The organism is Gemmatimonas sp. (assembly GCF_041689975.1).
Lineage (GTDB): Bacteria > Gemmatimonadota > Gemmatimonadetes > Gemmatimonadales > Gemmatimonadaceae > Gemmatimonas.
Window position 1 is genome coordinate 1 of record NZ_JBDNFF010000353.1, and the last position, 11,126, is coordinate 11,126.

Annotated in this window: 9 protein-coding genes; 6 read left to right on the forward strand and 3 right to left on the reverse strand. The window is 64.2% G+C overall.

Annotation, left to right across the window (positions count from 1 at the left end; genetic code table 11):
• From ACESNG_RS20790 to ACESNG_RS20805, 4 genes are all read left to right on the forward strand, one after another.
• The coding region (locus tag ACESNG_RS20790; protein WP_373070651.1) for a hydroxypyruvate isomerase family protein at positions 1–595 on the forward strand (595 nt) is incomplete at its 5' end.
• A 152-nt stretch (positions 596–747) separates the two neighbouring features.
• Positions 748–1,140 carry a four helix bundle protein gene (locus tag ACESNG_RS20795; protein WP_373070652.1) on the forward strand — a complete coding sequence of 131 codons (393 nt, stop codon included), beginning with the start codon at positions 748–750 and terminating at the stop codon, positions 1,138–1,140.
• A gap of 165 nt (positions 1,141–1,305) precedes the next feature.
• Positions 1,306–1,680, forward strand: coding sequence for a BlaI/MecI/CopY family transcriptional regulator (locus ACESNG_RS20800; protein ID WP_373060637.1), 375 nt, complete (start codon positions 1,306–1,308; stop codon positions 1,678–1,680).
• Positions 1,677–3,149, forward strand: a complete 1,473-nt coding sequence (locus ACESNG_RS20805) for a M56 family metallopeptidase (RefSeq protein ID WP_373060636.1) — start codon at positions 1,677–1,679, stop codon at positions 3,147–3,149. The genes ACESNG_RS20800 and ACESNG_RS20805 overlap by 4 nt, the downstream gene beginning before the upstream one ends.
• Before the next feature lie 15 nt (positions 3,150–3,164).
• Here ACESNG_RS20805 and ACESNG_RS20810 read toward each other — a convergent pair whose 3' ends face one another.
• On the reverse strand, positions 3,165–3,764 hold the full coding sequence (locus ACESNG_RS20810; RefSeq protein WP_373060635.1) for a CDP-alcohol phosphatidyltransferase family protein: 600 nt from the start codon (positions 3,762–3,764) through the stop codon (positions 3,165–3,167).
• A gap of 33 nt (positions 3,765–3,797) precedes the next feature.
• Positions 3,798–6,755, reverse strand: coding sequence for a TonB-dependent receptor domain-containing protein (locus ACESNG_RS20815; protein WP_373070653.1), 2,958 nt, complete (start codon positions 6,753–6,755; stop codon positions 3,798–3,800).
• A 103-nt stretch (positions 6,756–6,858) separates the two neighbouring features.
• Between ACESNG_RS20815 and ACESNG_RS20820 the strand changes: the two genes are divergently transcribed.
• On the forward strand, positions 6,859–8,280 hold the full coding sequence (locus ACESNG_RS20820; RefSeq protein WP_373070655.1) for a sodium:solute symporter family transporter: 1,422 nt from the start codon (positions 6,859–6,861) through the stop codon (positions 8,278–8,280).
• Here the strand turns inward: ACESNG_RS20820 and ACESNG_RS20825 are convergent.
• On the reverse strand, positions 8,231–9,658 hold the full coding sequence (locus tag ACESNG_RS20825; protein WP_373060632.1) for an NAD(P)/FAD-dependent oxidoreductase: 1,428 nt from the start codon (positions 9,656–9,658) through the stop codon (positions 8,231–8,233). The two genes, ACESNG_RS20820 and ACESNG_RS20825, sit on opposite strands and share 50 nt — an antisense overlap.
• A gap of 64 nt (positions 9,659–9,722) precedes the next feature.
• Here ACESNG_RS20825 and ACESNG_RS20830 point away from each other — a divergent pair, with 64 nt between their 5' ends.
• Positions 9,723–11,120, forward strand: a complete 1,398-nt coding sequence (locus tag ACESNG_RS20830; RefSeq protein WP_373060631.1) for a DUF547 domain-containing protein — start codon at positions 9,723–9,725, stop codon at positions 11,118–11,120.
• The last annotated feature ends 6 nt before the right edge of the window (positions 11,121–11,126 follow it).

Genomic DNA, 11,126 nt, shown 5'->3' on the forward strand with positions numbered 1-11,126 from the left:
ACGCAGTTTCGGCGCGATTCCAGTGGGCTTCAATCGGCTCGATCAGCACGACAAGCTGGTGGCCGATGGCGAAGCGATGATTCCGCGGGCGGCGGCGGCCGGCGTGCAGAAGATCGTGGTGTTCAGCGGCAATCGTGGTGGGCTGTCGGACGGTGAAGGGATCGCCAACTGTGTTGCGGGTCTCAAGCGATTGATGCCGACGGCCGAGCAGAATGGGGTGGTGCTGTGCATGGAGATGCTGAACAGCAAAGTCGATCACAAGGACTATCATGCCGATCATACGGCGTGGGCGGTCGAGGTGGCGACAGGGGTGAACTCACCGAGTTTCCGCTTGCTGTATGACATCTATCACATGCAGGTGATGGAAGGCGACGTGATCGCGACGATCAAAGCGAATTTGCCGTGGATCGCGCATTTCCATACGGCGGGAGTGCCGGGGAGGAATGAGATCGATGGCGGGCAAGAGCTCAATTATCGCGGGATCGCGGAGTTTGTCGCGGGCACAGGCTATCGTGGGGTGTTTGCGCACGAGTTTTTGCCGAGGAGGGAGGGGATGACGTCGTTGAGGGAGGCAGTGGAGGTTTGTACGGTTTAGGGGCTGTGGGCTGTGGGCTTTGGGCTTTGGCCGCTGGCCTTTGGGCTCTTGGGCTGTGGGCTATTGGCTGGGGGTGTTGGGTATTGGGTAGTGGGTTTTGGGTGACTGCGAACGGCGCGAAGGGATAAGCATGCGTGCGACGATTCGATGACATGGTTTTCGACGTCGCGTGTACACTCGACGTAATGCAAGACTTCCAGAACCTTCGAGTGTGGCACGAGGCGCACGCTTACGCGGTGGCAGTCGATCGCGCGTCAAAACAAGCTGCCAGAGGTCGCTCGGAGCTGATCAATCAGCTACGACGAGCCGCGGATTCGATCCCGGCTAATATCGCCGAAGGGTCGGGTCAGCTCACCGACCCGCAGTTCGTGCGTTTTCTCGCGATCGCACTGGGCTCTGCGACCGAGTCCGCGAACCACCTCATGCTCGCGCGCGATACGCAGGCGCTCCCGCCGTTTGTCGCCGATGATCTTCTCGCGCAAATCGGACGGGTACGCCGAATGCTCATCAACCTCGTGAAACGCCTCAATCCGGTGGCATCCTAGCCCGCAGTCACCCAAAACCCATCACCCAAAACCCATCACCCCCAGCCAACAGCCCACAACAACAGCCCAGAGCTATACCCACGGAGAATCCAGTTGACAAATAGTTCCGGCTTGGTAATACTACTGCCTAACCAGTACTGACATACCAGCAGACGCCCAGCCGCCATGACCGATATCCATTTCCCCCCCCGCGAACTCGCCGTGATGAGTGTCCTCTGGCGCCTCGGCTCCGCCACCGTGGCCGATGTCCGCGACGCTATGGACGACGACTTGGCCTACACCTCCGTCTTGTCTGCCCTCCAGACCCTGACAGACAAAGGCTACGTCCGGCATGAGCCCGAGGGTCGTGCCTATCGCTACTTCCCCGCCGTGGCCGCCGAGCGTGCGGGGCGGAGTGCGCTGACCCGTATCAAAGACGCGATCTATCAGGGATCGGCCGAGCGCATGTTCACGCAGCTCGTGTCGGATAAGCAGCTCTCGCGCGAAGAGATGGAGCGTATGCGCTCGCTTCTCGACGAGCGGCTGGGGGAAGACGCATGACACCATCGCTGATGATGGGCTGGATGACGCAGGCGATCGTGGTGAGTGCCCTCCTTGCCGCTGCCGCCATGCTGCTGCAGCGGCTCGCCGGTCGTGCGCTGCCGGCGCGGTTGATCTGGGCCGGTGCCCTGTTCTCGTCGTTACTGTTGGTGCTCGCGGCCCCGCTGCGCACCGCGCCCCCCGACGCCGCGAATACGCTGGACGTGGTCGCCGTCAGCACGCCAACCCCACGCACCGTCTCTGCACCGGCGTTCGACCTACAGTCCGCAATCAACGCCATCGCCTCGGGCGTCAGCCGCGCGGTCTCCGCCCCGGTGTCCTGGAGCATTACGACCATCGGTGGCCCGCTCGATCGCGCACCGCGACTCGCCCAACAGGCCATCACGCTGGCGTGGCCACTCTGCTCGGCGCTCGTGCTGCTGGCCTTCGGCGTGAGCTATCGTCGTCATCGCGCCGCACTGCAGCGCGCCTCATTGCACGACATCAACGGTGTGGCCGTGAGTGTCACCGGCGCCCTTGGCCCTGCGGTGATCGGTGTGAGTGACCCACGCATTGTGGTTCCGGCGTGGTTGCTCGAGCGCACGCCCCACGAACAGCAGCTCGTCGTCGCACACGAACAATCGCACATCGCCGCCCGCGATCCATTGCTTCTGCTTGCCGCTTGCGGCGCCATTGCGCTCATGCCGTGGAATGCGATCGCCTGGTTCGTTCTCGCCCGTCTTCGTCTGGCCATTGAACTCGATTGCGACGGCCGCGTGCTCGGTACCGGCGCGTCGCCACGGCAGTACGGCCAGCTCCTCATCGAATTGTCGTCGCACGCTCCGCAGTTCATGCCTGGCGGTATTGCCCGCACCCCGCTCGCGCTCACCAGCCCCGCGTTCTCCTATCACGCTTCTCACCTCGAACGGAGACTGATCACCATGACCTCACGCCCGTCGCAGTTCATTCGCTCCCGTCGCATCGGCAGCAGCCTGCTGGCCGCCGTCGCCCTCCTTGCCGCCTGTGAATCGCAGCTGCCCACGGCCGCCGAGTTACAGAACATGGATGTGCAAGGCGTGGAGAAGCGCATGACGCTGTTGACCAAACTCGACACCACCACGGCGCTTTATATCGTGGACGGCAAGCAAGTCTCGCGTGCCGAGGCTAATGCACTTTCGGCTGATAGCATCGCTACCATCAACGTGCGCGGCGGCAAGACGCAGCAGGTCCAGATCAACACCAAGGGCGCCATGCCGACAGCACTACTCAGAGGTGCGCCCGCTCGGGTGGTGACGATCGCGGGATCTTCGAAGACGCCGTTCACTGGCATCCTTCTCATCGACGGCCAGCAGGTGGAATCCTCGGCGCTCAACTCACTGAAGCCCGACGCGATCGAAACGATCGAAATCATGAAGGGCGAGGCCGCGAAGGCGCTCTACGGCGAAGCCGGTGTGAATGGTGTCATCAAGGTGACCACCAAGAAGAAATAGCTTTCCGGCTGACCGCTACGGCAACAGCCGCCGTGCGAGCGCGGTTCGCTGTATCACCGTAATAGCCAGCAGCGCGATCCACACCACCAACACATATCGGCTGACCGAAGGGGCGAGCGCAATCACCACGTACACCACCGTGGTTTCGCCGCCCTCGGCCAGCGCGCGCGTGAACTGAATCGACCGTTCGCCACCCAGTTGACGGTCTGCCTTCTCGGCCAGCGATGACAGCGCCAGCGTGGTGGTTATCGCGAGCACGTAACCCAAGAGCACCAACATCCAGAGCACAGCGTCGGCGGGCATGGCGATGGCGAACGCGATGGCCATCGTCGTGTAGGCGAGCATATCGAGGGTGATGTCGAGGTAGCCTCCGAACAACGAAGCGCCGCCCGACAACCGCGCGAGCATGCCGTCGTAGCCGTCCAACAATCGGCTCACGAGCCACAGCGAAATGCCGAACCACGTGAGCCGCACGGCAATCAGTGCGGCTGCTGTGACACCGAGCATCGCGGCCACCACCGTGACCTGATTGGCCGTGATCCCCGCCCGATGCAGCGCCACTGCTGGAGCGCTCCAGCGACGCGCGAGCCATTGTCGAAACGGTTCGTCGATCATGCTACGAAGCTAGCGCGAAGCGCCGCGCGCGGGTCAGAGCGCGCCACGATCGCCGAAGAGGTAGCGGGCCGAGAGCTGAAACTGCCGTGGCGGGGCCGCTGAGAACAGGAAGACGGGATCGCCCGGGCGGCCGAACTGCGTACGACTGCCGCCACCGCCGATGCCGTTCGCATACCCGCCCCAAGCGAGGGTATTGAGCAGGTTGAACGCTTCGGCCCGCAGCTCGACGCCACGGAGTGCCGCCAAGTGCGGCCGATACGATGCGCTGGCACCAATGGTCACGAAGCCCGGCAATCGCTCGGAGTTGCGCGCGACGCCGAAGAAACGGTCGGCGTTGCCGATGAACCCGTTGCCACGAATCGGGCCCGAGCCCAACAGGTCGTATCGCGCAACGCCGCTGCCGGACACGGCACCAGCCAATCTGTTGAGCGGCACGCCGGTTTGCGCATCGCCGATCATGCTGACAGTATATCCGCGTGGCGATTCGTACACGCTACGTACGGTCACGCGATGGCGGCGATCGTTGTTGGCATCGGCCCATTCATCGCTGGTGCACGCCGCGCCCGTGACGGCATCGATGCGATTGGTGTCGAAACAGTTGCCTTGCGTGGCCGAGAAGTTGATGTCCTCGGTATTGTTCTGCGCACGCGACCAGACCCAGTTGGCATCGAGCTGCCATCGCTCGGTGAGGGCGCGACGCGCCGCGACATACATGCCCACATACCGCGCCGATCCACCGCTCTGCGCCGTAGACAAGCGACGATAGCCGGCCGTGGCCGGACTGTTCGGCCGCGACGCGTCGCCCGCGCACGCGAACGAGCTCGCGCAGACCAGTGGCAGCGAGTCCGCAGCCGTGAGTCGTCGCGCGATCGGATTGAGATCGGCCGTGAACGGCAAGTTGCGCGTCTCGCTCCACACGAGATCAGCGCTGAGCGCCCATGCGCGGCCGAACTGACGCTGATACCCCAGCGTGGTCTGCCAGCTCATGGGTTGCTCGAGACCGAGGGCGAACGCGCGGAAGATCTCACGTGGCACCGACTGCACAGCGGCATCGGGAATATTTGCGGGCAGCGGTCCCGCGCCGAAGGTGGGCGCGTTCACACCGCTGAATGTCAGTACCGCGTTCCCGGATGCCCCAAGCTGAATCGCATCGGAGTAAATCGCATAGGGCAGCTTGCCGGCGTAGCGCCCGAAGCCGCCACGGATCACATCGTGTCCGGTTCGCGCCCAGTTGAACGACAGGCGCGGCTGCACGTTGTCGAGGTCGGGATCACTCTCGCCACGCGATGTAAGGTCATCGTAGTCCCAGCGAAGGCCGCCCACCACCGTGAGCGATGGCGTGGGGCGCCACGTGTCTTCCACGAATGCACTGTACAGCGCCTGCGCCAGATTCACCTGCTGCGGGCGCGCGTCGATCGTGTACGACTGCACGCGGGCATTCGCCGGAATATCGGTGATCGAGAGCGGACTGCCGGGCTTCGCCGCAATGTTGCCGTCGTTGACGACGACATAGGAGCCATTGGGATTCGTACTGGCAGCGGCCAACCGAAACGAGCCGACAATTACATCCCCTCCAACGCGCAGGGTATGACGTTCGCCGACTGCGGTCTCGAACACATCGCGCAGCTGCCATTGTCGCTCGGTTTCATCGAACACGAAATTGCTGGAGCCCACAATGGCCTGCGTAGACAGATCCGGCGCCAGCACCGTGACCTGTGGTCGGGAGAAGTCGCTGCGCGCGGGCGGGAAGTACCAGCGGAAAGTGCCGAACTGCGCCGACGCCGTGTTCGAGGCGCGTCCCTCGCGCAGCGCGCTGCGATGAATCAGCGCCGTGAGCGATCCGATGCGTCGCGTCGTGATGTCCGCTTCCGGCGTGAGCACACCGCTGCCATCACCTTCGCGGTCCACGGCGCTCGCCGCCACGCGCAACGTGGTGGTTTGCGTCGGCGTCCAGCCGTGATCGATTCGGCCGTATCCCTTCCACGTCTGGCGCGTTTCCGTGCCCAGAAACTGCGCCTGCGCCGTGGACCCGATACGATCTTCCTGCTCGCGCGTGTACTCGGCGGCGGTGGCGAAGAACGTGCGGGCGGGATTGATCGCACCACGCAGCGACCCGCCTGCTTGCACCCGCTGAAATCCTTCCTGCCTGGCGGCCAGCGCATTCGGCTCGACGCCAAAGGTGACCGGCACCCTCGCGTCGAGCGGACGTCCTGGGCGCTGATACACGAACGCATCGCCGGTGAGCTTGGCGCGGCCGGCGGCCGACGTAATGTCGACGATGCCGTCGGGGCTGCGGCCGAGTTGCGTGGAGTACGTGTTGACCAGCGCGTCCATGCGCGCGATGGCCCCGAGTGGAACCTCAACGCGCGGTCCGCCCAGAAAGCCTTCGTTGTTGTCGAGCCCATCGAGCAGGTTCTGCGAGTACAGCGAATTGCCGCCGTTGAACGACAGCCGCGGCGCGTCACCGAAAAACCCAGTGGCCTGCGTGATGCCGGGAATGTTGTAGAGAAGCGCGATGGGGTCGCGGGCGTCGGTCGGCAGCGAGGTCAGCTCGCGCGCTTCGATAGATCCGCCGGTCACGGCATTCGCGGTGTTCAGCAGGGGCCGCACGCGCGGTGCGATCACCGAGACCGCGTCGAGCGTGGCCAGCGAAGTGAGCACTACCGAGATCGAGCGAAGACTGCCGGCGAACAGCGCCCCCACCGGCACGTGCGTGGGCGAATAGCCGCGCGCCGTGACCGTGAGCACCATGGGCGAACCGGCGACCACGACCAGACGGAACCGTCCGTTGGCATCGGTCACGGCGCGCGTGCCCTGCCCTGCGGCCTCCGCGCCGACCACCGGCGCACCCGGCTGACTTCGCACCGTGCCTTCGATGGTAGCGGTGGATGCCTGTCCCATTGCTGCGCGCGGAACGATTATCCCTGCCGCGACATAAACCACGGCCATCAACATCAGTCGCCACTGGGCGACCACGGTCCATTCGTTCATCAAGACTCCCTAAGGTGACGTGCAGCTCCGAACCTTTTATGACTGGCGTACATAGTCAGTTCGTTACTCCTGAGTTCCTTTCCCTGTTTCCCAACCCCTACGCATGGCTGTCAGTCCACTCGATATCGCGGCCTTCGCGGCCTTGCTCGGCGCCTTGGCGGGAGCCGGATGGCGTCAGGCTTCGTCGGCCGCTTCGTTTACCGTAGCGTCGCGAGACCTGTCGCTGTTCCCGCTGGTCGCCACGCTGGTGATGACGGAATTCAATACCAGCACCCTGCTTGCCTTCGCCGCCGCTGGCTACGGGGCGGGACCAATGGCGTTGGCGCTGCCTGCGGTGTTTCTGGTGGGGTTGCTGTTTTATACCGTGACGGTGGCCCGCGCCTGGAAGCGCTTCGACCGTCTATCGGTGGCGGAACTGTTCACCATCCGTTATTCCAAGGGAGTTGGCCGGACGGCGTCGCTGCTCCTGTTGCTGGCGATGACGGGATTCACCGCCACCTACGTAAAGTCGCTAACCCTGCTCTTTACGCCGCTCGCGCCGGCGTGGATGCCGGTGCCGATGCTGTCGGCGGTGCTGTCCCTTGTGGTGCTACTGGCGGTGCTCCCCGGCGGCCTGGTGTCGATTGTTCGGGCCGACGTGGTGGCGTTCCTTGCAACTCTCGTGCTGCTGCCGCTGCTGCTGGTCCTCGGCATGAAGCAGAGCGCGCTCGCAGGCGGATTGTCTACGGTGTTTCCCGCTAGCCAGCTGACGTTGAATCCGGTGGCGCAATGGAATAGTGCTGCGCTCCCGATGCGATTCGTGTCCACGCTAATGGTGATCACGTGCTTCACGTATATTGCCGCGCCGTGGTACGGGCAAAAGATCTTCGCGGCTCGCAATACGAACATCGCTTTCCGCGCAGTCGGCATCAGCGCCGTGCTGGTGTTTGTGTTGTACGGTGCGGTAGTGCTCGCGGCGGCACACTTGCGTGCCTCCCAGCCACCGCTAGCTGACGCACAACTCGCCGTGCCAACGATGATCCTGGCGTGGCTACCCAGCGGACTGCGCGGATTCGCGTACGCTGTGCTCTTCGGTGCGGCACTCACCACGCTGGCCGGCGTGTGGAGCGCGATGGCCACCATGGTCGCCGCCGATTTCGGCGGACCGCAATTCGCCACCGTCTCGTCGCAGCGCATGTTGCTCGTGCTGTTCGCCATCAGTAGCTGGTTAGGGGCCACGTTCCTCGTGGACCGGATTCTCGATCGCCTCATCCTGGCGAATATCCCGGTGGCCGCACTGTCGTTCGCCCTGCTGGCCGGCTTTCACTGGCCACGCGCCACCACCGCCGGTGCGTGGGCAAGTATGCTCGTGGGCGTTGCCTGGGGCGTGGGCTGCTACGTCGTGGTGGGCGAAGCGGGTGGCTACACCTGGCCGTGGGCCATGTACGGCATCCCGCTCATCTTCGCCGTCGGCATCATCACCTCGCTGTTCACGTCTACACGTGCTGCGCCAGCCATGACACCAGCGATTTCTTCCACCCTGTGAATCCCGCTTTGCGTCGCTGCTCCGACGCCTGACGGATCGCTTCGGCAGTCGTGGGATAGGGATGGATCACCGACGCGATCTGTCCCACTGTGAGCTTGAGGGTCACGGCCATGGTGAGTTCGCCGATCATGTCGCCGGCGTGCGCGCCAAGAATATGTCCACCGACCACACGTCCTTTGGGAGCGGTGATGATCTTCACCAGTCCGGCCGGTCCGGCATCGGTCATCACGCGATCCACGCTTGCCAGCTCGCGGCGCCACACGCCGACACCGCTGCCGTACCGTTCGCGGGCCTGGGCTTCGGTGAGGCCGACGTGTGCCAGCTCAGGATCGGTGTAGGTCACCCACGGCACGCCGGAGTAATCCACCTTGCTCAATCCGGGAAAGAGCGCGTTACGCAGCACGCTGCGCGCCATGTGATCGGCCACGTGCGTGAACTTGAGGCCGCCGCTCACGATGTCGCCGGCGGCGTATACGCCGGTCACGCCGGTACGCAGTGCGCCGTCGGTGATCACGCCCCCCTTGTCGGTGCGTACACCGATCTCGTCGAGCCCCAACCCTTCTACATTCGGCGTGCGTCCAACGGCGACCAATAGTGCATCGCCTCGGACGTCGTGTGGCACGCCATCACGCGTCACGGTGAGCACGATATCCTCGCCCTCACGACGAACCGCCGTGGCCGTGGTGTTCAGCATCAACCGCACGCCTTCACCTTCCAGCTGCTGCTGCAGCATGACCGCTAGCTCCCGGTCCTCACGCGGAAAGAAATCCGACGCCGTCTCGATGACGTACACAGTGGACCCGAGGCGTGCGAACGCCTGCGCGAGCTCGATGCCGATCGGGCCACCACCCAACACCAACAACGTGCGCGGGAGGGCATCAATCGAGAATATCGTTTCGTTCGTGTGGTACGGTACGTCGGTCAGGCCGGGTATCGACGGTACAGCGGGCCGCGTGCCGGTGGCGATCACGATGTGCCGCGCCTTAAGTCGCTCCTCGCCAACCTGAATCGTATGCGCATCGATGAAACGCGCCGACCCTTCCACCACATGCACGCCGAGTCCGCGAAACCGCTCGGATGAATCATTCGGCGCAATACGGGCTTGCACTCGCCGCACGTGGTCGAGCACTTCGTCGAATGCCACTCGCACGTCGCTCGGGTGTACGCCTAAGCGAGGGGCGGTGCGGGCCGCATGCGCTGCGCGCGACGCAGCGATAAGCGCTTTCGAGGGCACGCAACCGTTCCACAGACACTCGCCACCCAAGCGGTCCCGTTCCACGAGGGCCACGCGGGCACCCAGACCGGCCCCGCCGGCGGCGGTCACCAAGCCCGCCGTTCCACCGCCCACCGCGATCAGATCGAGAGTACGTTCAGACATGGAGACGAATGGCCGAAGGGATGGAAGACGCGATGCGTGGCTGCGACTCGCGATCTTCGTTGTCTTGCTCGTCACGCTGTGGACTGTGGCGCGCATGCTGGGCTTCGATGAGTATATCAGCGCGGAGCGGATCGGGACGACCATTCGCCAAGCGCGCGAGGTCCCGTTTGCAGCGGCGATCTTCGTGCTGGTCTATGTCGTGGTGGCCACCATCGGACTACCTGCACTCCCGCTGACCTTGGCTGGCGGCGCCATCTTCGGCATAGGTGCCGGAATTGCGCTCACATGGATCGGGGCCACGCTCGGCGCCACCGGTGCGTACCTGCTCGCCCGCACTCTGGGCGGCGACGCGCTCCGGCGCCTGCTCGGCTCCCGCGCGGGCACACTCGACCGCCTGCTTGGCGACGGTGCGTTTCTCACGATGCTGCGGTTACGACTCATACCCGTGGTGCCCTTCAACGCCCTCAACTTCGGCGCCGGATTGGCCGGCGTTCGTCTGTCGCACTACATGGCCGCGACCGCCATCGGCATTCTCCCGGGCACCAGCGTGTACACCTACTTCGCCGACTCGCTCTTGGCGGGGACCGAGGGCGCACGACAGACCGCGTTCATTCGCGTCGCGATCGCCGGCGTGCTGCTGCTCGCGTTGTCGTACGCACCCGCACTCGCCAAACGTGCCGGATGGATCAGCGTGCTGTTGATCTCGCTGGGCACGACGACCGTACCGCGCCTGTTGCCTGCGCAAAGCGCCGCTGTCGGGAGTGCGCCCACCATCGACCATTCTGCATGGAACGCAATGCTCGGGGCATACGTGACCGATGGCTTGGTGGACTACGACGCGTTTCAGCGCGACCCGCGTTTCGCTACCTATCTCGACCAGCTCAGCCGTGTGCAGGCCGCCGCCCTTCCGCGCAATGAGCAGCTCGCCTACTGGATCAACGTGTACAACGCGTACACCATTGCGCTGCTGAATGGTCGCAAAGAACGAAAGTCCATCCGGAATATCAACAAAGTGCTCGGCGTGACGCTGAAGAGTCCGTGGGCCGAGCCTATCGTGAAAGCCGATCGTCGCACACTCACGCTGGACGACGTGGAGCACGAGATCATCCGCCAGCAGTTCAAGGATCCGCGCATCCACGTAGCGTTGGTGTGCGCGGCGATGGGATGTCCACCTCTGCGTAGCGAAGCGTTCGCCGCCGATCGACTCGATGCGCAACTCGACGATCAGGCGCGACGTTTTCTCGCCCAGACGGCGAAAAACCGTGTCGACGTGAAGAGCGGCACGGTGTACGGATCACCCATCTTCACCTGGTACCGCGAGGATTTCGGTGGATCACTCGAGGGGGTGGGCGCGTTCTGGGCGAAGTACGTGCCTGCAGGGCCAGCGCAGGAGGTTTTGCGTGGCGGCAAATTCAAGTGGGTGGATACGGGGTATGATTGGGGGATCAACAGTCGGCGGTAATTGCTA

What these genes read in the sequence shown, in the direction of transcription:
- ACESNG_RS20795 (WP_373070652.1), top strand. Translation starts at nt 748, where the DNA reads ATGGTTTTCGACGTCGCGTGTACACTCGACGTAATGCAAGACTTCCAG.
- ACESNG_RS20800 (WP_373060637.1), top strand. Translation starts at nt 1,306, where the DNA reads ATGACCGATATCCATTTCCCCCCCCGCGAACTCGCCGTGATGAGTGTC.
- ACESNG_RS20805 (WP_373060636.1), top strand. Translation starts at nt 1,677, where the DNA reads ATGACACCATCGCTGATGATGGGCTGGATGACGCAGGCGATCGTGGTG.
- ACESNG_RS20810 (WP_373060635.1), bottom strand. Translation starts at nt 3,764, where the DNA reads ATGATCGACGAACCGTTTCGACAATGGCTCGCGCGTCGCTGGAGCGCT.
- ACESNG_RS20815 (WP_373070653.1), bottom strand. Translation starts at nt 6,755, where the DNA reads ATGAACGAATGGACCGTGGTCGCCCAGTGGCGACTGATGTTGATGGCC.
- ACESNG_RS20820 (WP_373070655.1), top strand. Translation starts at nt 6,859, where the DNA reads ATGGCTGTCAGTCCACTCGATATCGCGGCCTTCGCGGCCTTGCTCGGC.
- ACESNG_RS20825 (WP_373060632.1), bottom strand. Translation starts at nt 9,658, where the DNA reads ATGTCTGAACGTACTCTCGATCTGATCGCGGTGGGCGGTGGAACGGCG.